Genomic DNA, 23,390 nt, shown 5'->3' with positions numbered 1-23,390 from the left:
GATCGCTACCGAAACGACCGCCTGGTGCGCTAACGCAAACACCAACCGAACCGACCGAACCGACCGAACCATGGGGGACACATGCGAGACGAGACGATCCACACCAGCCGGACCCACCGCACGCGGGGCGGCCGGTTCGCCACGCTCCTGGCGGGGGCGGCTCTGCTCGCGGCCCTGGCCGCCGTCGGCGCACAGACCACCGGCGGCGCCGGCGCCCACACCGTCACGGCCGCCGCCGAGGGCGACCTCGCCTGGGGCTGATCGGCAGCGGCACACCGGGACAGAGCGGGTCATCGCGCAGCCGGTGGCCCGCTCCGCTGTGCCCATCGGCACTTTGACCGCGACCCCGAAGCCATTTCACTGCATGAATGTGCGATAGTCTGCATGATTATGAAGGCTGACGGAATCCGGAAGCCGGAAGGCCGGGAGGGATGGATCGCGTGGGCTCCTCATGCTGACCGACCAGAGCCACCGTCTGCTGCGCCTGCTGCTCAGCGACACCTCGCTGGACCCGCGCGCCGCCGGTAGGGAGCTCGGCCTGTTCGAGGACGAACTCGACGGCGCCCTGCGCCAGCTGAGCAGTGCCGGACTGGTACGCCGACTGGCCGGCCACGGCGACGTGGTCATGCTCAGCCCCGACGCCGCCCTCGCCCGGATGGTCGCCCTCCAGGAGGAGGACGCCCGCGCACGCCTCGCCGAACTGGAGCGTGCCCAGGCCACCATGTCGGTACTCAGCGACTCGCTGATGCGACTGCACGCCGGAGGCGCCGGCACGTCCGTCGCCCACCGGCTCGTCGGGCAGCGCGAGATCTCGGTCGCCCTGGAAGGCAGCGCGGCCCAGGCCCGTACGGAAGTGCTGAGCATGCACCCCGGCTCGCCCCTCCCCTACACCATGCTGAAGGACAGCATGAAACGGAACCGCGAGGTGATCGACCGGGGCGTCACCATGCGCTCCATCCACCTGAGCACCATGCTCAAGGTCCCGCACGGCCGGGCCCACCTCGAGGAACTCCGCGAGGCGGGCGCCGAGGTGCGGGTGGCCTCCGTGCTGCCGTTCCGGCTGATCGTGGTCGACCGGGCGGTGGCCTACGTACCGGCCGGCACCGCGGATCCCGGCACGGAACCCGACCCGGACACCGTGACGGCCCTGGAGGTCCGCGACCCGGACCTGCTCGGCCTGTTCTCGTCGGTCTTCGAGTTCTGCTGGATCCACGGTGCCACCACCTCGGCGGCTGCCCAGCCGAGCGTCGAGGGCCCCAACGAGGACCTCGACGGCCGGGAGCTGTCCCTGGTGCGGATGCTCAGCCAGGGCATGAAGGACGACGCCATCGCCCGGTCCCTCGGAATCTCCTCACGGACCCTGCGCCGGATCATGATGGACCTCATGTACAAACTCAAGGCCGACTCCCGCTTCCAGGCCGGCGCCCACGCCGTAGCCCGGGGCTGGCTCAACCCCTGACCACGGGCGCTTGAGTCCCGCTACTCCAGTGGCCGTCTGCCGTCTGCCGTCTGCCGTCTGCCGCCTGTCATCTGCCGTCTGCCGTCTCCGGTCAGAGCCAGCCGCGCTGCGCCGCGCGCAGACCTGCCTCGAAGCGGCTGCGCGCGCCGAGCCGTTCCATCAGGGCCGCCATCGACCGGCGGACCGTGCTCAGCGAGACCCCCAGCTGGTGCGCGGCCGCCTGGTCGGTCATGCCCCGGCTCAGAAGCCGCAGCAATTCCCTCTCGGGCGGGGTCAGGCCGGTGGCCTCGTCGCGCGGCCGGTCGCAGCCCAGGGGCAGTGACGCCTCCCAGACCTGCTCGAAGAGCGCGGTCAGCGCGGCGACCGCGCCCGGCAGGCGCAGTACGACGGCTCCCGCCCGGGTGTCGGCCGGGTCCAGGGGCACCAGGGCGTGGGCCCGGTCGACGAGGATCATGCGCAGCGGGAGCGCGGGTACGGTCCGTACGCCGCCGCCGTTGTCGCTCAGCCAGCGGGCGTAGCCGAGGGTCGGCGGGTTTGCGCGGACACTGTCGAGGCAGACCGTGCGGACACCGACGCCCCGCCCGAGTAATCGGGAGTCGTTCTCCCGGGCCGCCTCGATGGCGGGAGCGGACTGGGCGCCGCCCGGCATGAAGGTGCAGATCTCCGACACGGCCTGGTCCGCGATGAGTTCGAGGTGCGCCTGGACGGCGTCGATGCCGATCAGCCGTTCCCCGCCGCCGCCCTCTCCGCCGTCGGTGGCCGGGCTCGGGCTCGGGCTCGGTCCGCGGCGCAGGTCGGAGATCATCCGGGACACCGCCTCGTGGGTCTCGGCGATCTCCCGCTGACGCCGGTCCAGGTCCTCCTGGTGCCGGCGGAGCATCAGCTGCATCCCGAGCTCCGGGCTGACCGCCCGCCAGGTCCCCGGTACCGCCCGCGATCTGCGCAGCAGCGAGGCCTCGGCGAGCCGGTCCAGGGCCGCGCGCACATCCGTCTCCGTGCTTCCGAGGTGCGCGGCGATCTGGTCGACTCCCCAGCCTTCCGGGCGGGTGGCCATCAGCTGGTAGACGGCTTCGGTGGACGGATCGAGCCCGAGCGTGGCGAACAAGATGATCCTCCGTGCGGAGAGGGCAGCGTGGGCCGAGCGTGACAAGCGGGTGCGCCCCTGTCTTGTCGAAATCGGCACGCGGCCGCCGCCGCGTTCGTGACAACAAGCGTTCAGGACAACTTGCTCTCACCCGGTACGTCTTCCGTGAGGATCCGCTCGCCGACGATGCTTCTGCTGCGGCCGGAGCGCAGGCCGGGAGCGGCGCACCTAGGCCGTCTAGGCACCGCGGAACCACGAGAGAACGAAGAGAAAGGGAGTGGCCCGCCATGTTCTTCGCCTTCTTCGGCCTGATCTGGGACTGACGCCCCCGTGTACCTAGCGATGGCGGCGGTGGAACTGACGGCGAGTCCGCAGGCCCCGCACCAGCGTCTCGACCAGCACGTGCTGACCGATGTGCTGTGGGCCTGCGCCGAACCGGCGGACAGACCCGAGCACGTGACCGTACTGGCCGGGGACGGACGGGCCGATCTGGTCCTCTACTCCCTCGCCGACTCCGAGCGAGCGGCCGGCGCCGCCGCACTGCAGGGCGTCATGCGCGCCCTCGCCACCTCCCCGATGCTGTCCGGCTGGACGGCCCGGGAGATCCCCCTCGACATGACCGGCGGCTTCGGCCCGACCGACCCGCCCGGTACGGAAGGGAACACCAGGCCGTGATGTGGACGAAGTTTTCGACCGAGCACCTGTCGGGCACCGATCGGTACGACTTCTGGGACGCCATGGTCTCGTCGTCGCTGTTCCGCACCACGGTGGCCTGCGATCACCGCGAGGACTTCGCGGCCGGCTCCGCGGCGCTGGACCTGGGCGACGTACAGACCTTCGCGCAGTACTACCCGTCGATGAAGGTGTCGAGGTCCCCGCTGCTGGTCCGGCAGCACGATCCCGAAGTGGTGCACCTCTGGCTCACGGTGCGCGGCAGGATCGGGATGACCCAGTCGGGCCGGGAGGTGGAGGTCGGCGAGGGCGACCTCCTGTTCTACGACTCGTCGAAGCCGTGGCAGGGCTGGACGGATGCCATGAACCGGCCCGATGTGTCCTCGCTGATCGTGCAAGTGCCGCGCACCGCACTGCCGTTGCATTCGAACACCCTGGACCGTCTCATCCATGCGCGCATCCCGGGACGGACGGGCATCGGGGGACTGCTGCGCCGCTACCTGACGGGTCTGATGGACCACGCGTCCGAGTACGAGGCCTGCGACGCACCGCGCCTGGCCCACACCACCCTGGACCTGCTCAGCGCGATGCTCGCCGAAGCCGCCCGAGCCCGGGAAGGGCTGTCCCCCGAGACGCAGCACAACGTGATGCGCATACGGATCAACGAGTTCATCCGGCGGCGCCTGGGCGACCCCGGCCTCTGCCCGGCAACGATCGCGGCGGCCCACCAGATCTCCCTGCGCACCCTGTACCGGTTGTTCCAGCAGCAGGGCACGACGGTGGCGGCTCGGATCCGCCACGAGCGGCTGGAGCGCTGCCGCGCCGATCTGGCCGATCCGCTGATGAGGTCGCGCAGCATCCACGCCATCGCCGCCGGCTGGGGTTTCACCCGTCCCGCCGACTTCACCCGCGCGTTCCGGGCGGCGTACGGGCTGCCCCCCAGCGACTACCGGCACCTCGCGGGCCGCGCTCCGGCGGACCTGCGCGCCCCACGGCCTGGCACGGATCGCCAACTGGTCGGCACGGGATGCCAACGACTTCCCGAACGCCTCCCCGCAGGCTGATGAGCGGGCGCACACAGCCCTTCACCAGGCCTCGACCAGGCCCGTTCAGGGGAGCAGCAGGATGCAGAAAATCCTTGCCAAGGCAGGAATCACGATGGGCGCACTCGCGCTGGCAGTCGGCAGTGTCACCGCCATGGCATCGACCGCGCAGGCGAACGGCGCTTCGGTCATCGCGAGCTTCGAAGGCAAGAAGATCGACCTGTCCAAGGGCTGGGGCGCCGCCCAGGCGTGCAACGTGAAGCGCGACGGCATCACCTGCTTCCGCACCACGGCGGAGAGCGAGGCCCAGGCCGCACGCAAGGCCGGGACCGCGAGCACCTTCGGTGCCCAGGGCTACTGCTCCACCCCGTTGCGCCTGTACGAGCACGGCAACTACAACCCCAACGGGGGCCGGGTGCTGTCCTTCTACGACAGCGGCTACTGGCAGAACCTCGGCGACTGGGGCTTCAACGACCAGACCTCCTCCTACCGGACCGGCAGCTGCGCCACCACCTTCGCCGAGCACAACTGGGGTGGCGGGGCCCAGGCGTACGTCGGTGCGTGGGTGAGCGACCCGGCCATGGGCAGCGGCTGGTGGAACGACAAGGTCAGTTCCATCTGGCTCCACTGACCCGAGTCCGCCGCGTAGCCGTGGAGGGGTGCCGCCGGGCCACCGGGCGGCACCCCTCTTCGGCGCGGCCCGAGCGGGCTGCCTCCCGACCCCGGCTGGTCCCCCGGCTGGTCCCCCAGCTGGTCCGATCGGTCGGATCTGCCGGTGGGTCGCGCCGGGACGCTCCGGGCGGCGCCGGAGCCGAGGTTATGAATGGTTCATCCGACCATCCATGAGCCCCAACCTCAGGAGCCACCCGATGCGCCCCATGCGCCCCATCAGAGCAGCCTGTCTCGGCACGGCCACCGCCCTGGTCAGCCTCCTCGCCTGCACCCCCGTCGCGGCCGCCGCGACGGACACCGGTTCCGCCCAGGCCAGGGACAAGGCCCGGATCATCACAGTCCTGGCCGAGGTGCAGCAGCTGACCCGCTTCCCCGTCACCCCCGGCAGCGTCTCGCAGGGCGATCGGGCCGTCGTCCGCTCGGACCTCTTCGACGAGGCGCACAACAAGGTCGGCGAGACCCACGGCGCCTGCACCACCACCCGGGGCGGCCCCGATGAAGCGCAGCAGTGCCTCGTGACCTACACCCTCCCGGGCGGCCAGCTCACCGTGCAGGGGATGTACTTCAACTACCTCGACCAGGGCCCCTTCGACAACGCGATCACCGGCGGCACCGGGGAGTACGAGAAGGCTCGCGGCTCGGTCCACGCCGACACGATCGCCACGAGCCCCAGGGTCGTGAGGCGCTTCACGATCGACCTGAAGCGCTGACCGAGGGGCTAAGGGCTGCAGCCCCTGCAGGTCCCGGGCGTCGGACTGCGGAAGGCGCGTTCGCACTTCGTGCAGATCACGAAGGGATCCGGTGGTACGAAGGCCTGCGCGCGGGCAAGCGGCACCAGCGGCGGTGGCAACTGGGCCGTGAGCCGGTGGGCGATGAGCCCGGCCGGATTGCGGAGCGGCTCCGGGAGCCGGGCGGACAAGACGGCGACCAGCGCCTCCACCCCGGCCCCGCGCTCCAGCCAGGCCTCGACCCCACCCGCGAGGTACCGGACGTCCTGCTCCCCGAGCAGCAGCCGCGGATCGGCCCGCCGCAACTCCGCCAGCACCTCACAGGCGACCCGCCGCCGCCCCGGGTCGCCCGGCTTCAGGGGCGCGGGCAGCCCAATCCCGGGCGCGACGCCCGCCCCGGCCGGGCTCTCCGCCTCCGGCCGGGGCGCGGGGGCGGGCTCCGCCGGGGACTCCGGCTGCGGCTCCGCCTCGGGTTCCGCCTCGGGTTCTACGTCCGCTCCTACGGCTGCCGCCCCCTCCGGCTCCTTCGGCACGGCGGGCTCCGGGACAGGCTCGGTCTCCGGCGGCGGTGGCACCGACGGGTGGCCCGCGGGAGGGGCGACGTGCCCGTGGCCCCGACGGGCCGCGACGACCAGGGCCGCCCGGGGATGGTTGAAGGACACCGTACGGGTGACGATCCGCCCACCCGGCAGGCTCTCCAGCGACCGGTCCAGGTACCCGAACGCCACCAGCTCCCGAAGCCCGTTGGCGATCGAGGTCTCCCCGAGCGGAAGCTGCTTGACCAGGTCCTTGATGCCGATGGGCGTCCCGGCCGGCAGCGACTGGATGTAGATCCCCAGCATGCGTGCGACCGCCGACATCTCGGGATGCTGAATGAGGTCGTTGCTCACCACGGTGAACCGCCCGGTGAGCTGGACGTTGGCGTGCCGAACCCCGTATGTCGCGCGCGAGGGCGCGGTAAAGTGCACCGAAGCCATGGGGAAGGTTTCGCTTCCTCGTTGGTCAGGCCCTCGATCGGGATTCGCAGTCCCGGCGGGGGCCGTCTCATGTCTGAGTTGTCGGGGCGAGCATATGCCAGCCAACCACCGCGAAATCCACCCCAGTTGGCTGATTCACCCTTGTGGGTGAGAGCCCGCCCGGCGGGAGGCTGGAGGGGTGTGGAAGAGGTTCTTTCCCCAGGTACTTCAGCCAAAAGAAGCTTCGCGCCCCACCGGGACGCGTCCGCACGCGTCCCGGTGGCTCCTGTCTCCAGCACCCGAGTTCGAGTCGCGGGACGGCACCCAGCGGTACTGCTCAGAAGAGGGCGGCGTGCTTGTGGTGCGTGACGTTCGCGAGGATCTCGCGCAGCCACGGGCTGCGGACGGCAGGCAATCGGGCCAGCGTGTGCCGGAAGGTTCCCGAGTCGGCCCGGAACGGGTAGTGGGGGAGCGGTGCGGGCGGGTGGTCGCGGAGTACGCCGTCGGGCATGAGCCCCGACGCGGGGCGGCGTAGGTCCGGCTCGGGGAAGGCCATCCACCTCCACACCCCGAACGGCAGCGGCACCGAGTGTGCCCATGCGTCCGGGGCGGCCGGGCTCCAGAGCTCTCCCGTCTGCGGATGGGCCGGCACGAGGATGATGTCGGCGCCCGTGTCGGGGGCGGGCAGTCCCGGTCCGGCCAGGAGGGCGCGCCTGGCCGGCTGACCCGCGGGCAGCAGGGCGTCCAGGGCGCGTTGGAACACGTCCGCGATCAGGCCGTGCGGGACGGTCACCGGTCTGCCGTCCGAAGCTGCCAGCAGGTGGGCCAGGGCCCGGCCGGCCGCCGCCTCCCACTGCGGGCTCCATGACCACGAGTGGTCCAGCCCGCGCGGCGAGCCCCATCGGGTGACCGGCTCGATCGGGGGTGTGCCCTTCCCCTCCGCCAGCAGTTCCGCCCAGGAGAGCACTGCGTCGCCGTCGTCGACGGGGAGGCGGTGCACGGCATCGGGCGCGAGCCAGACCGCCTGCCACACCGAGCAGTCGTCGATCCGGCTCGCCACGGGCAGACCGCACGCCTCGCAGGCCATGTTGGGGCCGTCACCCCGGCCGAGGCCGCAGCAGTAGCCGTCGCCTGCCTCCGGGACGAGCACGGTGCCGCGGGTGTCCCCGGGTGCGATGACGATGCTGCCGGGCGCGCCGTCGGACAACACGTGGACCGGAGCGTGGACGCCGCGTGCCGCCGCCTCGCCCGGATCGATCTCCTGCCACCTCCGCCACGGCGGCCCCCAGGGTTCCGGTTCCACGGCGAACGTGCCCGACTCCATGAGAGCCGGCAGCTGGATCCCGTTCCCGTACGTCTGATGGGCGTGGGCCGGGAGCGCGACTTGGGACAGCGGGATGGTCAGCCTTGCGCCACAGCCGGCACATGCAAAAACGAACAAATGTCCTCCGCGAGAGCAGCAGAGGAGGCATCGTCGCAGCTCAGCGCCGCCCCGGCCACCGTGTTTCTCACGCGCTCAGTCCGCCCGGCGCGCCAGTACCAGCCGCCAGCGCGGCGTCCCGTCCGGCCGGCGGCCGAAGTGGTCCAGGGGGAGGGTCTCCACCGTGAAGCCGGCCGCGCGCAGGTCGGTGCGTACGCCGCCCAGCGGGAAGGTGCGGTAGTACATGACGAACGGCGGGCGCCAGACGGCATTGCGCACCCGCATCACCGCGTCGAAGCCGGACAGGGCCCACCACGCCGGGCGGCTCGGCGGGATCGGGGCGCCGATCGGGAAGGCGAACACGCCGCCGGGGCGCAGGGCCCCGTAGACCCCGGAGAAGACGGCGGGGCGCTCGGCCGGGAGGAAGTGGCCGAAGGCGCCGAAGCTGACCGCCAGGTCGTACGAGTTCCCGAGCGCGGCGGGCAGGGAGCGCGCGTCGGCCCGCAGGAGGTCCACCCGCTCCTCGGGGTGGGCGAGCCCGGCCTCGGCGAGCATGCCCGAGCTCAGGTCCACTCCGGTCACCCGCCCCCGGCACAGCCGCCGCAGCATGCCGAGGCCGGCGCCCGTACCGCAGCACACGTCGAGTCCGGTGTCGAAGGGGCCCTCGTGGCGGGCGAGCGTCTCCTCGACCGCGTCGAGCATCCGGTCGGGGGTGCGGAAGGGGGTCTGGTCGAACTTCGGGGCCAGCAGGTCGTAGCCCCGCTCGATGGAGGACAGGGCCTGTACGGCCAGTTCGCGGAGGGTCGGACCCTGGGAGGTGAACACACGGTCAGCCTAGTCAGCGAGGGGGCGGGCGGACGGCATTTCGGGCCCTTCGGCCCCGGGCAAAACGGGCATCCCGTGCCGTAGGGTGAATCGATACGTTTTGCCAATCCTTGGGGATTCCGTGGTCAATGCCATACGAAGTGAGGTGCCGGGCCAGGGCGCGCCACAAGGCGTCGGCCGGAGTTCCCGGGCCGGCAGCAGCGCGCTGGAGAAGACCCTGCGGATCACGGAGGCGCTGACCGCGTTCGGCGGGCCGCACCGGCTCGCCGAACTGTCGGCCGCCGCCGGGGTCCCCAAGTCCAGCACGTACCGGATCCTGGTCTCCCTCGTCGAGCAGGGCTACGCCGTCACCGACGGCGAGGGCAGCTACGGGGTGGGCCTGCGGCTGCGCACCCTGGCCGCCGAGGTCTCCGCCGACCGGCCCGAGGGCATCGTCGAGCTGCTCGAATTCCTCCAGAAGTGCACCGGCCAGGCCGTCCACCTGGCCCTGCGCAGCGGCAACGCGCTCACCTACATCCGCACGATCGAGAGCGCCCGGTCCCACCGGACCTCCTCGCGCGTCGGCGCGCGGATCCCCCTGCACGCCACCGCGATCGGCAAGGCCGTCCTCGCGCACCTGCCGCCCGAGGAGGCCGAGGGCATCCTCCGGGCCACCGGGATGCCCGCCCTGACCCGGCAGACCCACACCGACCGGGAGGTCCTCGCGGCCGAACTGCGGACGGTCCGGTTGCGCGGCTACGCCGTCGACGACCAGGAGTACGAGCCCTCGGTCCGCTGCCTGGGCGCGCCGGTCTTCGACCGCGCGGGCGTGCCGGTGGGCGGGGTCAGCCTGACCGCCGCCGCCTTCCTGAGCACGCGGGCGGAGCTGGAGCGGTTCTCGCCGGCGCTGCTGGAGGCCGCGCGGGGCGTACAGCGGCTGCTCCAGCTCGGCGGCTGAGGCGTCCCGCTGGAAACCTGGCCCTCGTCGGCCCTCGTCGGCCCTCGTCGGCCCTCGTCGGCCACGCCGCCCGTACGCGCACGTGCGGCGGCCGCGGTGGTCCCCCTCCTGGCCACCGCGGCCGCCGTTCCCCCGTACCCCCCCATCGGGTCCCCCGTACCCCCGTACCCCCGTGGGTCCCCCGTGGTCGTGTGCCGCCGTTAGGGCAGCGTGCCGGTCGCGTGGTTGTCGAGCGTCACGATCTGCTCGTCCGCCGCGTCCGGTGCCGCCGCGAGCGGTTCGCCCGTGGCGTGGTTGTCCAGCGGCTTGATCTCGATGCCGGTGGCGTGGTTGTCCATCGGCTGCAGGTCGCCGTCGTTCGGCAGGACGTTCTCGTTCGTCGTCATCACGCACTCCTGAAGGTGGATTGGACCCGTTCGGCGATTCCCCCGCGGACCGCCGAACGGGCGGTCCATCCGACCCGCTTGCCCCCGACGTGACGAGTCGATGCACTTACTGTGACCCGGGGCGATAAACGAACGATGAACGTCTCATTCAGCGGACGGGGTCAGGCCGCGATCTCGGCCGCCAACAGTGCCCGCACCTCGGCGAGTTCGGACGAGCCCAGCTGCGCGAAGACCGCCTCCGCGTCCCGCCAGCACACCCGCGCCCGGTCCCGCTGGCCCAGCCGCCGCAGCGCCCGCCCCAGGACCATCAGGACGCATGCCCGCCGCCACTCGCCGCCCATCACGCGCAGTGCGACGGCCTGTTCGGCGTGCGCGGCCGCCAGCGTGGCCCGGCCCGCCGACAGGTGGACCTCCGCCAGCCTGAAGTGGGTGATGCCCTCCCACAGCGGCTGGCGGTTGTCGTGGAACAGCGCCAGCGCGGCGGTCAACTGTTCGAGCGCCTCGGTGGTCAGACCCGCCTGGGTGAGGGCGATGCCCAGCGCGTAGCGGCCGTTGGCCAGGCGCAGGGTGAGTCCCATCCGGTCGTAGATGGCGATGCCCTGCTGGGCCAGGTCTATGGCGCTGGTGAGCCGGCCCAGCTCCACGTGGATGCGGGAGAGGTTGCACAGGGCGCTGGCCTCGCCCACGTAGTTGGCGTCCGCCCGGAAGTTGGCGATGGCCTCCAGCAGGTAGCGCTCGCCGTCCTGGTAGCGGCCCTCGTAGAGGGCGATGATCCCGCGGTCGTTGGGCGCCCAGCAGCTGGGCAGCGGGTCCCCGGCGGCGCGGGCGAGCAGCATGGCCTGGCGGGCCTCGTCGTCGGCCTCGGTGAACCGGCCCGCAACCAGGTGGGTGTTGGTGAGGGTGGTCCGGGCGCGGCCCTCGGCGTACGGGTCCTTCGCAGCGTGCGCGGCCTCGCACAGCGCGGTCGCGGCCGACTCGTACTGCTTGGAGTTGGCGCCGGACTCGGCGAGGTCCTTGGCCGCCCACAGCAGGTCCACGGCCCGGCGCAGCAGGTCCTGGCGCCCGGTCGTTCGCACGGACGCCTGCCGGACGCACGCGAGCAGCGGGTCGGCTTCGGCGTACAGCCAGTCCTGGGCGGAATGCGGCTCGGTGAAGACCAGACCGGGGTGGCGGGTGGCCGACAGGTGGGCCACGAGCCGGTCGCCGGGCCGTTCCAGGCCGTACACCCCGGCGGCGGTGGCCAGGTAGAAGTCCAGCACCCGGTCCAGGGCGGCGTCGCGCGCGCCGGGCGGCTGCTCGTCGCGCTCGGCGCAGGCACGCGCGTAGAGGCGTACGAGGTCGTGGAAGCGGTAGCGGCCGGGCGCGGCCGATTCGAGGAGGGAGCAGTCGACCAAGGCTTCGAGCAGGTCCTCGGTGTCGTGCTCCGGCCGGTCGAGTACGGCCGCTGCGGCCGCGAGGGAGATGTCCGGCCCGTCGGGCAGCCCCAGCAGGCGGAACGCACGCTGCTGCGCGGGCTCCAACTGCCCGTAACCCAGCTCGAAGGTGGCCTTGACGGCGAGGTCGCCGGCCTGGAGCTCGTCCAGGCGGCGGCGCTCGTCGGCGAGCTTCGCGGCGAGCACGGAGACGGTCCAGGTGCGGCGGGCGGCGAGCCGGGAGGCGGCGATGCGGATGGCCAGCGGCAGGAACCCGCAGGCGCCGACCACGTCGAGGGCGGCCTGCCGCTCGGCGCCGACCCGCTCGGCGCCCACGATCCGGGTGAACAGCTGGAGCGCCTCGTCGGGGCTCATCACGTCGAGGTCGACGAGGTGTGCGCCGGCCAGGCCGGCCATCCGGACCCGGCTGGTGACGAGGGCGGCGCAGCCCTCGGTGCCCGGCAGGAGCGGGCGGACCTGGGCCGCGTCGCGGGCGTTGTCGAGGAGGACCAGGACGCGGCGGCCGTCGAGGGTGGAGCGGTAGAGCGCGGCCCGTTCGGCGGGGGAGTCGGGGATGGAGGAGTCGGGGGTCCCGAGGGCGCGCAGGAAGGAGCCGAGGACGGCCTCGGGCTCGGCGGGGCGGGCCTCGGTGCCCTGGAGGTCGACGTAGAGCTGCCCGTCGGGGAAGTGCGGGCGGGCGGCGTGCGCGACGTGCACGGCGAGGGTGGTCTTGCCGACGCCCCCGATGCCGGCGAGGGCGGAGACCGCCATCACTTGGCCCTCGGCGCCCGCGAGGATCTGGCCGAGGTCCCGGACGAAGCTGGACCGGCCCGTGAAGTCGGAGACGGTGGCGGGCAGTTGGGCGGGCTTCACGTGGACGGGCGCGGCGGCGGGTGCCGGGTCTTCGGCGCGGGCCAGTTCGGAGTCGGCCCGCAGGATGCGCTGCTGGAGCCCGGCGAGTTCGGGGCGCGGGTCGACGCCGAGTTCGTCGGCGAGGAGCCGGCGGGTGTCGGCGTACACGGCGAGGGCCTCGGCCTGGCGGCCGCTGCGGTAGAGGGCGAGCATCAGCAGCTCGCGCAGCCGCTCCCGCAGCGGGTGGGCGGCGGTGAGTGCGGTGAGCTCGGAGACGGCCTCGGCGTGGTGGCCGAGCTCCAGGTCCAGGTCGAGGCGGGTCTCCAGCAGCTGGAGGCGCCACTCGGCGAGCCGGGTGCGCTCGGTTTCGGCGTGCGGTCCGGGTACGCCGGCCAGCGGTTCGCCGTCCCAGACGTCCAGGGCGCGGGCCAGCAGCGTACGGGCGAGCGCGCGGTCGCCCTTGCCGGCGGGGGTGCCGGGGGTGCTGGGGGTGCCGGGGCTGCCGGGGGCGCCCTTCCCGGCGCCGCCCCTGTCGCTGCCGCGCTTCGCCGTCCCGGCGCGTGCGGCCTCGGCGTCGGCGGCGAGGGCCCGGGCGATGCCGAGGTCGAGGGCCTCGGGGTGGGGCAGGCGGATCGCGTAGCCGCCGGACTCGCTGACGAGGAGCCCGGGTTCGAGGATCTTGCGCAGGCGGGAGGCGTACGTTCGGATGGTCGCGAGGGCCTGCTGCGGCGGGTCCTCGCCCCAGATGGCGTCGATGAGCTCGGGCGCGGTCGCGGTGCGGCCGTCGCGGAGCAGCAGCACGGCGAGGAGCGCCCGCTGCTGCGGGGTCCCGGAGCTCAGCGCCTCGCCGCCGCGCCAGGCCCGGATGGGCCCGAGCACGGCGAACCGGTTGCCTCCGGCGGTGGAGGGGGACTGGGTCCCGGTGGCGGCTTCGGTCCCGGGCCCCGCGGCGGGCGCTGCTTCGACTCCGGGTCCGGCGGCTGCGGCAATGGCGGTGTCACCGGACTCGGGGTGGTTCCGCTGGTGCGGGATGGCCGGTGTGCCGTCCATCTGGTCTCCCCCCTGCCTTCCCTAGGTGTAAGGGCCAGTCTGCCCTGTGTTGCGCGTACACGTCAGTCCGTAACGGACCCAGTCCTTACGGATCCGGGCCCCGTTGCGCACGGATCCGGGCCCCGGCCCGTACGGATCGGGGATCCCGCCCCGCCCAACTAGCTGACGGTTCGTCAGATTGACGCTACCGTGAGGACATGGAGACCTTCCCGAAGATCATCTCGGTGGACGACCACACGGTTGAGCCCCCCAACGTCTGGCGGGACCGGCTCCCGTCCAAGTACCACGACGTCGGCCCCCGCGTCGTCCGCGCCCCTCTGAAGGAAATGACCTTCCTCGGAGGCAAGTTCGCCCCCGTGATGGGGGCCAAGGGCGACGACGGACCGATAGGCGACTGGTGGGTGTACGAGGACCTGCACCGACCCCTCACCCGCCTCGACACGGCCGTCGGCTACGACCGCGACGAGATCAAGCTCGAAGTCATCACGTACGAGCAGATGCGCCCGGGGTCCTTCTCGGTTCCCGACCGGCTCGCCGACATGGACGTCAACCACGTCCAGTCCGCCCTCTGTTTCCCCACCTTCCCGCGCTTCTGCGGCCAGACCTTCACCGAGGCCAAGGACCGCGAGCTCGGCCTGCTCGGCGTGCGCGCGTACAACGACTGGATGGTGGAGGACTGGTGCGGCCCCGACGCCGGCGGCCGCCTCATCCCGCTCACCCTCATCCCGCTCTGGGACGCCCGTCTGGCCGCCGCCGAGGTCCGCCGCAACGCGGCCCGCGGCGTCCGCGCGGTCGCCTTCTCGGAGATCCCGCCCCACCTCGGGCTCCCCTCCATCCACACGGACGAGTGGGACCCCTTCCTGGAGGCGTGCAACGAGACCGGCACGGTCATCGCCATGCACATCGGCTCCTCCTCGCGCATGCCCTCCACCTCGGCGGACGCCCCGCCGGCCGTCGGCTCCACCATCACCTTCGCCAACTGCTGCTTCTCGATGGTGGACTGGCTGATGAGCGGCAAGTTCGAGCGCTTCCCGAACCTCAAGATCATGTACGCGGAGGGCCAGATCGGCTGGATCCCGTACATCCTGGAGCGCGCGAACGTGGTCTGGGAGGAGAACCGCGGCTGGGGAGGCGTCGCCGACAAGGTGCTGCGCCCGCCGTCGGAGCTCTTCGCGGAGCACGTCTTCGGCTGCTTCTTCGACGACGCCTTCGGCCTGAAGAACCTCGACTCCATCGGCGTCGCCAACGTCCTCTACGAGACCGACTACCCCCACTCCGACTCCACGTGGCCCAAGTCCCGCGAGGTCGGCGAGTCCCAGATGGGCCACCTGGCCCCGGACGTGGTGGACCGCATCGTCCGCGGCAACGCGATCGACCTCCTGGGCCTGACCCCGGAAGGCCTCTGGCCGGGGGCGTAGCGGCCCGAGCCCGCACCAGCGGACAGCCCCGACCGGATTCGCTCCGGCCGGGGCTGCCTGGCATGGACCTGTCTGCAGAAACGATATCTCTTGACGTCGATCTTGATATCGTTTAAGTGGACAGGGGCCGGTCGGCCCCTCGCTGAGGAGGTTCACGATGGCCAGAACCGTGATCGACGTCGACGACGCCCTGCTGGCGGAGGCCGCCGAGCTCTTCGGTACGAAGACGAAGGTGGCGACGGTGAACGCGGCCCTTCAGGACGTGGTCAACCGGCGCAAGAGGGAAGACTTCCTGAACTGGATCGCCGAGGGTGGGCTGCCCGACCTGACGGGTCCGGTCGAGCCGGCCACCGGGACCTTCGCGGATGAGGAGCACGTTCAGGACAGGGCGGCATGACCGAGCGCTTTCTGATCGACAAGTCTGTCCTGGCGCGCTACCCCAAGCCTGCCGTGCACAAGGTCGTCTTTCCGCTCCACGTGGCGGGAGTCCTTGCCGTGTGCGGAGCCGTGGAGCTGGAGGTGATGTACAGCGCCCGCTCGAAGGCCGATGCGGAGCGGGTCCGCAAAGGCATGGGCGCCTTCGACTGGCTCCCCACTCCCGATGAGACGTGGGACCGGGCCTTGAGCGTGCAGAGAAAGCTCATCGAGGGGGGCAACTGGAAGGCGCTCTCCCTCCCCGACCTGATCATCGCGGCGACCGCCGAACGGCACGGAGCCACCGTCCTGCACTACGACGGCGACTACGACATGATCGCCGAGGTCACCGGCCAGCCGACGCGGTGGGTCGTACCGCGGGGAACGGCCGACTGAGGCCGGTCGCCTGAGCCCGGAGCGGCTCCTTCACGTGCTGCGGTGGCGCTCGGCGGTGACCACCGGGCGGACGTGGGTCAGCAGGAGGTCCAGGAAGCGGTCCGGGCGGCTGAACGAGGCGAAGTGGCTGCAGCCCTCGATGAGGGCGAACCGCTTCACCGGGGCCTCGACCTCGTCGAAGAAGGCCCTGGCGGCCGCCGGCGGAGTGAGGACGTCGTGCTCGCCCTGGAAGACGAAGAACGGGATCTCGAAGCGCGTGCCGTCGGCCCGGTCGTCGAGCCCCGCCGTCCCCTCCGTGATCCGCTCCGAGAAGGACTGCCCGCGGAAGAAGTCCCGCAGATCGCGCAGCGAGTGCAGCGGCGACAGCCACATCGAACCCAGGACGACCTTCTTGAGCGCGGTCAGCGTCAGAGGGTCGCTCTGCGCGCTGAGCTTGGCGTACGCCGCCCGCTGCTGCGGGGTCCACGCGTGCGGGTCCGGCCCGATCGCCTCGGCCTGCGCCAGCCGCTTCGCCTTCCCGGCGGCACGCAGCCGCTCCAGTAGGCCGTCGTGGGCGGAAGTGTCGCGGCCGCCGGTCTGGATGTTCTGGTCGGTGCCCACGTACGCGGAGTAGAGCTCGGGGTGGTTTCGGGCCAGCCGCAGCCCGAAGACGCTGCCGTAGGAGTTGGCCAGGAGCGCCACCCGGTCGGCGCCCAGCCGGTCCCGGGCGTGCCGGGTGACCTCCAGGGCGTCCTCGTAGAGCCGCCCGAAGGTGGCCTCGCCCTGGCCCTGCGGGCCGCCGTGGCCGAAGGTCTTGCCGGCGCCGCGCATGTCCCAGCGGACGATCGTGAAGTGCCGCTCCCAACTGCGCGTGCGGGCCGTGTAGATGGAGTTGGCGGCGCCGGGGCCGCCGTGGATCTCGACGAGGACCGGATTGGCCCGGTCCTCGCCGCGGACCGAGATCCACTGGTCGATGCCGCCGATGCGGACGAAGCCCTGCTCGTCGATGCCGTGCGGGGACTCGATCCGCAGGGTCTTGGCGGCCTGCGAGCGGCGCAGGGCGCGGTGGGTCAGGAGGGTGAGGAGGGCGGCCGCGGGGGTGGCGAGGGCGGTGACGGCGGTGACGGCGGCAAAGGTGGCGATCATTCTGCGTCCTCCATAAACTGTATCCAGTGGATACGGAAAAGTGTGGAGGGAGGCCGGGATGGTGTCAACTGTGGGGAGCGGGCACCCCGCGCAGGGGTCCCTCTTGCGGGGTTCCCGCAGGCAAGTCATGCTCCGCCGGAGCACATTGGGGAGGGTCGTCTGTGATGGACAAGCGGGCCGTGGTGACCGCGGTGTTGTGTGCGGTGGCGGCGCTGGGTGCGTCCGCGGCCATGACGAAGGTGGTCCCGGCCGATGACGGCAAGGCCTCCGCGCACGCGCACGCGACACCTCCCGAGACGTCCTCCACGGCCCGCCCGTCGCAGTCGCAGTCGCAGTCGCCGTCGCAATCGCCGAGACAGGCCCGGCCGTCCGATGGGCCGACCCCCGGACCGTCCGTGTCACCTTCCGCGCCGGGCGGGCCCGCGGCCTTCGCCGGGGCGCTGTTCGAGGGCGATGTGACCGGCGATCACTTCTGTACCGCGACCGTCGTGCACAGTCCCGGGCGGAACCTGATCGTCACCGCCGGCCACTGCCTGCGCGCCGGCCGGGCCGGTGAGGGCGCAGCCTCCTTCGCACCCGCGTACACGGACGGGCGGGCCCCGCACGGCACCTGGAAGATCGCGGAGGTCTTCGAGGACCCGCGCTGGTCCGAGGGGACGAACGACGACTACGACCTGGCCTTCGCCCGCCTCGCCCCCGACGCCTCGGGCCGCAACGTCGAGGACGTCACCGGCGCCGCCGTCCTGGACACCACGGGCCGCACGGACGAGCAGGTCACGGTGACGGGCTACCCGTCGGACCGCAAGGTCCCGCGGACCTGCCTGTCCCGCGCGGTGCGGCTGAGCGCCACGGAACAGCGCTTCGACTGCGCGGACTTCCCCGGCGGCACGAGCGGCAGCTCGTGGATCGCCGCCGACGGAAAAATCATCGGCGTCCTGACCGGCGGGGAAACGGACGACGTCTCGACCAGCACGATCCTGGCCGACTACGCGGCGCAGCTGTACGCCCGGGCGGCGGCCGGGGCGACGGGCGGGGCGACGGCTGGGGCGACGGGCGGGGCCACGGCTGGGGCGACGGGCGGGGCCACGGCTGGGGCCACGGCTGGGGGGACCGGCCGGTGAGTCAGTACTACGACCTCGGCGACGAAACGCTCTGGAATCCCTCGAACGGCGCCGCCCGCCTCTTCCACTGCCAAGTGGCCCTCTTTGAGGCGGAACTCGGCGTCCCGTCGGGTATCGGCCCGATGGAGAACGACGAGTGCCAGATCGACCCGGCCGCCCTCGGCTCCTTCGCCGAAGCCCTCGTCGCCCGCTACGGACTCACCGGCCACACCGTGATCCGCGCCCTCTCCGAGGGCTTCGTGGCCACCGTGCTGGTGCTGGCGGAACGGGCGGGGGTGCGGGTGAACTGGCCGCGGCCTCCTGCTGGTTCACCGGAGGGGGCCCGGGACGTCCAGGTCCCGCTCCCGGGCTCCTGCGAGTCCTTGGCGGAGTCCGCGCTGCGCGCGTTCGCCCGGGAGCTGTCCCGGCGGATGCCGCGCTGAGCTCAGGCGATGAGCCCCAAGTGCACCGGCTCGGAGGGGACTTCATCGAGCAGCTCGGCGAGGCGCGGCGGCCACAGGGGTTCGCCGAGGGTGGCGAGGTTCCGCGGGGACAGCCACCGCCAGTGGGCCTCGGGGTACTCCGGTACCGGATCGCGGTGCGGGCCGGAGGTCACGTAGATGTGCTCGTGCTGGCGTACGGGGATGCCCTGGTGGGTGAAGTCGTGCTCCCAGGTGCAGAGCAGCCGCTCCGGCTCCAGGTCCGTCCAGCCCGTCTCTTCCCGCAACTCCCGCCGCACGCACTCCTCGGGCGTCTCCCCGGGATCGATGCCACCGCCGGGCGGCAGCCAGTGGACGCCGACTTCCACGTTGTTCTCGCGGAACAGGAACACGGATCCGGCGGGGTTGAGGACGACGATTCTTGCTGCCTGCCGTGGAGTTCGCATCAGACCAGCGTACGACGGGGGGTGCGCGGGGCGGGAGGGGTTTGATGGGGGCGAGGGCCGGGCGGGGACCGGGGCGTTGGGCCGGCCCGGGGGATCAGAGGCGGCGGGACGCCGGAGGCCCGTCCCAGGCGGGGGAGCGTTTCTGGGTGAAGGCCCGGGCGCCCTCCGTGGCGGCGGTGGTGGCGAACACGGGCGTGCTGAGCGGGTCCTGGACCGAGTAGGCGGCGTGGTCGTCCAGGCCGCGGGTGTTCTGGACGATCTGCTTCGTGAGGTGGACGGCGTCGGGGGAGTGGGCCTGGATGCGGGCGCTCAGCGCGAGGGCCGCTTCGAGGGCCCGGCCCTCGGGGGTGAGGCGGTTGACCAGCCCGTAACGGGCGGCGTCGGCGGCGGACAGGGGAGCGGCCGTCAGGAGCATCTCCATGGCCACGTGGTACGGGAGCCGGCCGGGCAGGCGGATCGCTCCGCCTTCGGCGGCGATGAGTCCGCGGGCCACCTCGGGCAGGGCGAAGAACGCGGTGTCGGCCGCGGTGATGAGGTCGCAGGCGAGGGCCAGTTCGAAGCCCCCGGCGACGGCCGCACCCTCGACGGCGGCGATGAGCGGCTTGCGCAGCCGGGCACGGGTCAGCCCCGCCAGCCCGCGCCCGGCGACGACGGGGACGCCTTCGGTGGGGAAGGCCTTGAGGTCCATGCCCGAGCAGAAGTGGCCCTCCGCACCGGTGAGGATGCCGACGGCCAGCGACGCATCGTCCTCCAGCCGGGTGAGGGCCGCGTCCAGGGCCTCGGCGAGGGGCCGGTCCACGGCGTTGCGGACGCGGGGCCTGTTGAGGGTGATGAGCAGAACGCCCGGGGCGGGTTCGGCCAGGACGACGGGATCGGGAATGTGGGGCATGCGGCTGCACTCCTGTGCTCCTGGGTGGGGAGGCCGGTTCCGGATGGTCAGTTTCGTACGACGGGGAGTGCGGCCAGGCCGCGCATGACCCGGGCCGGCCGCCAGGGGAGTTCTTCGGTGGGCTTGGCCAGCGCGACGCTGCCCAGCCGCCGGAGGAGCAGGGGAAACGCGACGGCACCCTCGAGGCGGGCCAGAGCGGCACCGATGCAGAAGTGCGGCCCGTAGCCGAAGGCGAGATGGTCATTGGGCGTCCGCCCCAGATCGAGCCGGTCCGGCTCGGGGAACCGGAGGCCGTCCCGGTTCGCCGATCCGATCAGGAGGCTGACGATGTCCCCCTCGTCGATCACCTGCCCGTGGAGGGTGATCGATTCTGCTGCGCAGCGGAAGGTCGCGTCGCGCACCGGGGAGTCGTAGCGCAGGAGCTCTTCGACGGCCGTGGTGACGAGCCCCGGTGCGGCGAGCCGGGCCGCCTCGGCGGGGTTGCGGAGCAGGGCGAGCGTGCCGTTGCCGATGAGGTTCATGGTGGTGTCGTGTCCGACCAGCAGCAGGAGGTACGCGGTGGACCGCAGCTCCTCCTCGCTCATCGCGCCGCTTTCGTCGCCGGCCCGTACGAGAGCGCCCAGCAGGTCCACTCCGCTCTGCTCGCCCCCCGTACGTTTCGTGGCGACGAGCCGGTCGAGCAGCGCGTGCAGCGCGTCGTCCACCCGGGCCTGATCCACTCCCGGAGCGGGAGCGATGGTGGCCATCAGGGTGTCCCGGGTCCTTGCGTTGTCCAGTTCCCCGGGGACCCCGAGGATCGCGCAGATCATCCGGAACGTCAGGGGCGCGGCGAAGTCCCCGATCACGTCCACATGCGCATGGCCCTCGACCCGGTCCAGCAGCAGGTGCGCGGTGTCCGTGATGAAAGGTTCCAGCTGGGCGATGCGACGGGGCGCGAAGGCCGTGTTCACCAGGGTCCGCAGCCGGGTGTGATCCGGCGGATCGGAATGGACCAGGTGCCGGTTCAACCCGGCCGGCCCCGCAACATAGCCGGGCACCCGACCCGGGTCCTTGCTCAGCCGCTCGTCGGTGAGCAGCGCCAGCACGTCCTCGTGGCGGGAGATCTGCCACACGGTGGGACGCCCGTCCCGGCGCTCCGCACGGACGGGCGCATGCCGGCGCAGCCAGGCGAAGTAGGGGTACGGGTCCCGGACCCGGGCGGCCAGCAGGTCGGGGGGCGGGGAGGACGGGGAAGGAGCGGGCACAGAAACTCCGGAATCGGCAACCGACAAGGACACCGCTTCAACGGACTGGACATGAGGAAGATGCGGAACGGACGTGGGTTCGATGGGGGGCGACGGCAACTTCTAAGATCTGCGGCATGCCAACAAGACTTGTGCAGATCAACATGAAGGCCCAAGACGACTCCGCGCTCGGCCGGTTCTGGGCGGAGGCACTCGGTTGGGGTGTCGACAGCGAGGGACCCGGCGTCACCAACCTCGAACCCGTGGGCTTCGCCTACCCCGACCCCGTGGCGGTCTGCATCGACCTCGTCGCCCGCCCGGAACCCAAAACGGTCAAGAACCGCGTACACCTTGATCTGGCCACCACCTCGACCGCCCACCAAGCGGAGTTGGTCGCGCGCCTGAAGGATCTCGGCGCGACGCTCGCCGACGTGGGCCAGGGCGACGTCCCCTGGACGGTCATGGCCGACCCGGAGGGCAACGAGTTCTGCGTCCTGGAGCCCCGCCCGATCTACCGGGACACCGGGCCGATCGCCGCGGTAGTGGTCGACTGCACCGACCCACGGGGGATGGCCCGGTTCTGGGATCAGGCGATGGACTGGACGCTGCACGAGGTCACCGACGACCAGGCGACCATGCGATCCGCCGAAGGCGTCGGCCCCTACCTGGAGTTCGTCCGCACCCCCGACACCAAGAGCGTGTGGAACCGCGTCCACCTCGACGTCTGCCCCTACCCCGGTGACGACCTGGAAGCGGAAGAAGCCCGACTGCGCGCCCTGGGCGCCACCGACCCCGGTTTCGACCGGTCCGCAATCTCCTGGACGGTACTGGCCGACCCGGAAGGCAACGAGTTCTGCCTCCTCAGTCCTCGCTGACCTTTCTGACCTGCCCCTTCGGCTGTTGTCAGTAGTCGGGGATAGGTTGTTGGGATGGCAACGACACCGATCGCGGGGAACTCCGGGTACGCCCGGTGGACCTTCCGTCTGCGTGTGTCGTCCACCGCTCTCGGCCTGCTCCTTGCGGAGTGGGACCGGTGCCGGTGGATCTGGAACGAGTGCTGCGCGAAGTCGAAGCAGACGCACCTTTGGAACAAGCGTCGACCCGAGGGTATGGACAAGCGGACGTGTGGTCCGGGGCAGCTCGACAAGATGCTGACCGAGGCCCGCAAGACGAACACCTGGCTCCGTGAGGGCTCCAGCGTTCCGCAGCAGCAGTTGATCCGGGATTTCGGGAAGTCCCGCGCGAAGGCGCAGAAGGACATCAAGGACCGTCTGCCGATGCGGCAGCGGGCGGGGATGCCCAAGTGGAAGAAGAAGCGCGAAACGCGCCCCTCGATGAACTACAACCGCAACGGCTTCCGCCTCAAGGGCGGGAAGCTCCACCTGGCGGGCGGAATCGCCCTGACGGTGGTGTGGTCGCGGGACCTTCCTGCCGACCCGTCCAGCGTGCGTGTCTGTCAGGACAGCCTCGGGCATTGGTATTGCTCCTTCGTCGTTCCCGCCGAGGTGCAGCCGCTCCCGGAGACGGGCGCGGTGATCGGGATCGACTGGGGTGTGAAGGAGACGGCGACTACCACATCAGACGACCACGATCTCCCGCATGCCGAGCACGGCAAGACGGCCGCCGTCAGGCTCGCCCGCTATCAGCGGATGATGGCCCGCCGTAAGCCGCCGAAGGGCAAGCCCGGGTCGAAGGGCTACCAGCGGGCGAAGAAGCTGGCGGCGAAGCTGCACAAGAAAGTGGCCCGGCAGCGGCAGGACACGGGCCGCAAGTGGGGCAAGCGCGTGGTCCGTGATCACGACGCCCTGGCGGTGGAGGACTTCCGGCCGAAGTTCCTCGCCAAGTCCAGCATGGCCCGCAAGGCGGCCGACGCGGCGATCTCCGCGACGAAGGTGGCTCTGGTCGAGATGGGCCGAAAGCACGGGCGGGCCGTGCACCTGGTACACCCCGCGCATACCACCATGGACTGCGCGCAGTGCGGAGCGAGAACCAAGCACGCGCTACCTCTCTCAGAACGAACGTACACCTGCACCGTGTGCGGAGCTGTATCCCCCAGGGATAAGAACTCCGCCCGTGTGATGCTGGTCCGGGCTGGTCTCAACCCGGCTGGTGCTGAGGGTGTAAGACCACCTGGGGCGCTGTCCCAAGTGGCTGCCTGAGCTGGAAATCCCCGATCAGCCCTGGAGGGTGAGGAATCCCCTCCCTTCAGGGAGGGGAGGATTCAAACCGTGATCGTCACCGTGCTTCTCGTTCACCGCACGCGCTTTGGGGTCCCCCAACGCAGCCAGCTCGGCCATCACCTCGGCCAGTACCGTCTCAGCCACCGCAGCCTCCTCTCTCTCACGCACGAGATTCACCCTACGAGGGAATCGGCCGCAGCCACCTCTCCAGATCAGTCACCCCGCTGGATCAGCCACGGACGGCCGGTGGTCGCCAAGCCGAG

At 71.7% G+C, this 23,390-nt stretch carries 24 protein-coding genes and 1 pseudogene; 14 read left to right on the top strand and 11 right to left on the bottom strand.

Annotation, left to right across the window (positions count from 1 at the left end; translation table 11 throughout):
* Positions 1–81: 81 nt before the first annotated feature.
* Together MTF69_RS29820 and MTF69_RS43075 are read left to right on the top strand one after the other, a co-directional pair.
* Positions 82–261 (top strand): hypothetical protein, encoded by a 180-nt coding sequence (locus MTF69_RS29820; RefSeq protein WP_243339285.1) that lies wholly within the window; start codon positions 82–84, stop codon positions 259–261.
* A 190-nt stretch (positions 262–451) separates the two neighbouring features.
* On the top strand, positions 452–1,459 hold the full coding sequence (locus MTF69_RS43075; protein ID WP_279346434.1) for a helix-turn-helix transcriptional regulator: 1,008 nt from the start codon (positions 452–454) through the stop codon (positions 1,457–1,459).
* A gap of 91 nt (positions 1,460–1,550) precedes the next feature.
* Here MTF69_RS43075 and MTF69_RS29805 read toward each other — a convergent pair whose 3' ends face one another.
* Complete coding sequence (locus MTF69_RS29805; RefSeq protein WP_243339284.1) at positions 1,551–2,564, bottom strand: LuxR C-terminal-related transcriptional regulator; 1,014 nt, start codon at positions 2,562–2,564, stop codon at positions 1,551–1,553.
* A gap of 309 nt (positions 2,565–2,873) precedes the next feature.
* On the opposite strand from MTF69_RS29805, the gene MTF69_RS29800 reads away from it, so the two are divergent.
* The 4 genes from MTF69_RS29800 (at position 2,874) to MTF69_RS29785 (ending at position 5,640) form a co-directional block, all read left to right on the top strand.
* On the top strand, positions 2,874–3,218 hold the full coding sequence (locus MTF69_RS29800) for a hypothetical protein (protein WP_243339283.1): 345 nt from the start codon (positions 2,874–2,876) through the stop codon (positions 3,216–3,218).
* A complete protein-coding gene (locus MTF69_RS29795; RefSeq protein ID WP_243339282.1) occupies positions 3,218–4,279 on the top strand; it encodes a helix-turn-helix domain-containing protein in 1,062 nt (353 codons plus the stop codon). The genes MTF69_RS29800 and MTF69_RS29795 overlap by 1 nt, the downstream gene beginning before the upstream one ends.
* A gap of 61 nt (positions 4,280–4,340) precedes the next feature.
* Entirely contained in the window at positions 4,341–4,889 is a 549-nt protein-coding gene (locus MTF69_RS29790) for a hypothetical protein (RefSeq protein WP_243339281.1), read from the top strand.
* 238 nt (positions 4,890–5,127) lie between these two features.
* Entirely contained in the window at positions 5,128–5,640 is a 513-nt protein-coding gene (locus tag MTF69_RS29785) for a hypothetical protein (protein WP_243339280.1), read from the top strand.
* 8 nt (positions 5,641–5,648) lie between these two features.
* Here the strand turns inward: MTF69_RS29785 and MTF69_RS29780 are convergent, their stop codons facing one another.
* The 3 genes from MTF69_RS29780 to MTF69_RS29770 form a co-directional block, all read right to left on the bottom strand.
* The gene (locus MTF69_RS29780; protein ID WP_243339279.1) at positions 5,649–6,635 is read right to left on the bottom strand and encodes a helix-turn-helix domain-containing protein; all 987 of its coding nucleotides are present in this window, start codon (positions 6,633–6,635) and stop codon (positions 5,649–5,651) included.
* Positions 6,636–6,951: 316 nt separating this feature from the next.
* Positions 6,952–8,055 carry a hypothetical protein gene (locus tag MTF69_RS29775; RefSeq protein ID WP_243339278.1) on the bottom strand — a complete coding sequence of 368 codons (1,104 nt, stop codon included), beginning with the start codon at positions 8,053–8,055 and terminating at the stop codon, positions 6,952–6,954.
* A 75-nt stretch (positions 8,056–8,130) separates the two neighbouring features.
* Positions 8,131–8,859: a class I SAM-dependent methyltransferase gene (locus MTF69_RS29770; protein ID WP_243339277.1), complete on the bottom strand. Its 729-nt coding sequence runs from the start codon at positions 8,857–8,859 to the stop codon at positions 8,131–8,133.
* 145 nt (positions 8,860–9,004) lie between these two features.
* On the opposite strand from MTF69_RS29770, the gene MTF69_RS29765 reads away from it, so the two are divergent.
* Positions 9,005–9,796, top strand: a complete 792-nt coding sequence (locus tag MTF69_RS29765) for an IclR family transcriptional regulator (protein ID WP_243339276.1) — start codon at positions 9,005–9,007, stop codon at positions 9,794–9,796.
* A gap of 200 nt (positions 9,797–9,996) precedes the next feature.
* Here MTF69_RS29765 and MTF69_RS29760 read toward each other — a convergent pair whose 3' ends face one another.
* Positions 9,997–10,182 carry a hypothetical protein gene (locus tag MTF69_RS29760; RefSeq protein ID WP_243339275.1) on the bottom strand — a complete coding sequence of 62 codons (186 nt, stop codon included), beginning with the start codon at positions 10,180–10,182 and terminating at the stop codon, positions 9,997–9,999.
* Positions 10,183–10,343: 161 nt separating this feature from the next.
* On the bottom strand, positions 10,344–13,496 hold the full coding sequence (locus tag MTF69_RS29755) for a BTAD domain-containing putative transcriptional regulator (protein ID WP_243339274.1): 3,153 nt from the start codon (positions 13,494–13,496) through the stop codon (positions 10,344–10,346).
* 197 nt (positions 13,497–13,693) lie between these two features.
* On the opposite strand from MTF69_RS29755, the gene MTF69_RS29750 reads away from it, so the two are divergent.
* The 3 genes from MTF69_RS29750 (at position 13,694) to MTF69_RS29740 (ending at position 15,724) form a co-directional block, all read left to right on the top strand.
* Positions 13,694–14,914, top strand: a complete 1,221-nt coding sequence (locus tag MTF69_RS29750) for an amidohydrolase family protein (protein ID WP_243339273.1) — start codon at positions 13,694–13,696, stop codon at positions 14,912–14,914.
* Between the two features lie 157 nt (positions 14,915–15,071).
* Positions 15,072–15,311 carry a type II toxin-antitoxin system VapB family antitoxin gene (locus tag MTF69_RS29745; protein ID WP_243339272.1) on the top strand — a complete coding sequence of 80 codons (240 nt, stop codon included), beginning with the start codon at positions 15,072–15,074 and terminating at the stop codon, positions 15,309–15,311.
* Positions 15,308–15,724, top strand: coding sequence for a PIN domain nuclease (locus MTF69_RS29740; RefSeq protein ID WP_243339271.1), 417 nt, complete (start codon positions 15,308–15,310; stop codon positions 15,722–15,724). The genes MTF69_RS29745 and MTF69_RS29740 overlap by 4 nt, the downstream gene beginning before the upstream one ends.
* A 30-nt stretch (positions 15,725–15,754) precedes the next feature.
* Here MTF69_RS29740 and MTF69_RS29735 read toward each other — a convergent pair whose 3' ends face one another.
* Positions 15,755–16,849, bottom strand: coding sequence for an alpha/beta fold hydrolase (locus MTF69_RS29735; protein ID WP_243339270.1), 1,095 nt, complete (start codon positions 16,847–16,849; stop codon positions 15,755–15,757).
* 164 nt (positions 16,850–17,013) lie between these two features.
* On the opposite strand from MTF69_RS29735, the gene MTF69_RS29730 reads away from it, so the two are divergent.
* A complete protein-coding gene (locus tag MTF69_RS29730; protein WP_243339269.1) occupies positions 17,014–17,970 on the top strand; it encodes a serine protease in 957 nt (318 codons plus the stop codon).
* Entirely contained in the window at positions 17,967–18,392 is a 426-nt protein-coding gene (locus tag MTF69_RS29725; protein ID WP_243339268.1) for a DUF6086 family protein, read from the top strand. The genes MTF69_RS29730 and MTF69_RS29725 overlap by 4 nt, the downstream gene beginning before the upstream one ends.
* Positions 18,393–18,394: 2 nt before the next feature.
* On the opposite strand, the gene MTF69_RS29720 is transcribed toward MTF69_RS29725, so the two are convergent.
* The 3 genes from MTF69_RS29720 to MTF69_RS43510 form a co-directional block, all read right to left on the bottom strand.
* A complete protein-coding gene (locus tag MTF69_RS29720; RefSeq protein WP_243339267.1) occupies positions 18,395–18,835 on the bottom strand; it encodes an NUDIX hydrolase in 441 nt (146 codons plus the stop codon).
* A gap of 94 nt (positions 18,836–18,929) precedes the next feature.
* Complete coding sequence (locus tag MTF69_RS29715) at positions 18,930–19,724, bottom strand: crotonase/enoyl-CoA hydratase family protein (protein WP_243339266.1); 795 nt, start codon at positions 19,722–19,724, stop codon at positions 18,930–18,932.
* A gap of 47 nt (positions 19,725–19,771) precedes the next feature.
* Positions 19,772–20,968, bottom strand: a complete 1,197-nt coding sequence (locus MTF69_RS43510; RefSeq protein ID WP_243339265.1) for a cytochrome P450 — start codon at positions 20,966–20,968, stop codon at positions 19,772–19,774.
* Between the two features lie 116 nt (positions 20,969–21,084).
* On the opposite strand from MTF69_RS43510, the gene MTF69_RS29705 reads away from it, so the two are divergent.
* Entirely contained in the window at positions 21,085–21,822 is a 738-nt protein-coding gene (locus MTF69_RS29705) for a VOC family protein (protein WP_243339264.1), read from the top strand.
* A gap of 54 nt (positions 21,823–21,876) precedes the next feature.
* Positions 21,877–23,106: a transposase gene (locus MTF69_RS29700; protein ID WP_243339263.1), complete on the top strand. Its 1,230-nt coding sequence runs from the start codon at positions 21,877–21,879 to the stop codon at positions 23,104–23,106.
* A gap of 60 nt (positions 23,107–23,166) precedes the next feature.
* Here MTF69_RS29700 and MTF69_RS29695 read toward each other — a convergent pair.
* Positions 23,167–23,271: pseudogene (locus tag MTF69_RS29695) on the bottom strand (DNA alkylation repair protein); the annotation flags it as partial.
* Positions 23,272–23,390: the final 119 nt, after the last annotated feature.

It is taken from the genome of Streptomyces sp. AP-93 (assembly GCF_022808175.1).
GTDB lineage: Bacteria > Actinomycetota > Actinomycetes > Streptomycetales > Streptomycetaceae > Streptomyces.
The sequence above is the reverse complement of the archived record's forward strand: the minus strand, read 5'-3'. Positions and strand labels throughout refer to the sequence as shown.

Coding starts and splice junctions, on each gene's coding strand:
- MTF69_RS29820 (WP_243339285.1), top strand. CDS start 82: ATGCGAGACGAGACGATCCACACCAGCCGGACCCACCGCACGCGGGGC.
- MTF69_RS43075 (WP_279346434.1), top strand. CDS start 452: ATGCTGACCGACCAGAGCCACCGTCTGCTGCGCCTGCTGCTCAGCGAC.
- MTF69_RS29795 (WP_243339282.1), top strand. CDS start 3,218: ATGTGGACGAAGTTTTCGACCGAGCACCTGTCGGGCACCGATCGGTAC.
- MTF69_RS29790 (WP_243339281.1), top strand. CDS start 4,341: ATGCAGAAAATCCTTGCCAAGGCAGGAATCACGATGGGCGCACTCGCG.
- MTF69_RS29785 (WP_243339280.1), top strand. CDS start 5,128: ATGCGCCCCATGCGCCCCATCAGAGCAGCCTGTCTCGGCACGGCCACC.
- MTF69_RS29780 (WP_243339279.1), bottom strand. CDS start 6,635: ATGGCTTCGGTGCACTTTACCGCGCCCTCGCGCGCGACATACGGGGTT.
- MTF69_RS29760 (WP_243339275.1), bottom strand. CDS start 10,182: ATGACGACGAACGAGAACGTCCTGCCGAACGACGGCGACCTGCAGCCG.
- MTF69_RS29755 (WP_243339274.1), bottom strand. CDS start 13,496: ATGGACGGCACACCGGCCATCCCGCACCAGCGGAACCACCCCGAGTCC.
- MTF69_RS29750 (WP_243339273.1), top strand. CDS start 13,694: ATGGAGACCTTCCCGAAGATCATCTCGGTGGACGACCACACGGTTGAG.
- MTF69_RS29745 (WP_243339272.1), top strand. CDS start 15,072: ATGGCCAGAACCGTGATCGACGTCGACGACGCCCTGCTGGCGGAGGCC.
- MTF69_RS29740 (WP_243339271.1), top strand. CDS start 15,308: ATGACCGAGCGCTTTCTGATCGACAAGTCTGTCCTGGCGCGCTACCCC.
- MTF69_RS29735 (WP_243339270.1), bottom strand. CDS start 16,849: ATGATCGCCACCTTTGCCGCCGTCACCGCCGTCACCGCCCTCGCCACC.
- MTF69_RS29730 (WP_243339269.1), top strand. CDS start 17,014: ATGGACAAGCGGGCCGTGGTGACCGCGGTGTTGTGTGCGGTGGCGGCG.
- MTF69_RS29720 (WP_243339267.1), bottom strand. CDS start 18,835: ATGCGAACTCCACGGCAGGCAGCAAGAATCGTCGTCCTCAACCCCGCC.
- MTF69_RS29715 (WP_243339266.1), bottom strand. CDS start 19,724: ATGCCCCACATTCCCGATCCCGTCGTCCTGGCCGAACCCGCCCCGGGC.
- MTF69_RS29705 (WP_243339264.1), top strand. CDS start 21,085: ATGCCAACAAGACTTGTGCAGATCAACATGAAGGCCCAAGACGACTCC.
- MTF69_RS29700 (WP_243339263.1), top strand. CDS start 21,877: ATGGCAACGACACCGATCGCGGGGAACTCCGGGTACGCCCGGTGGACC.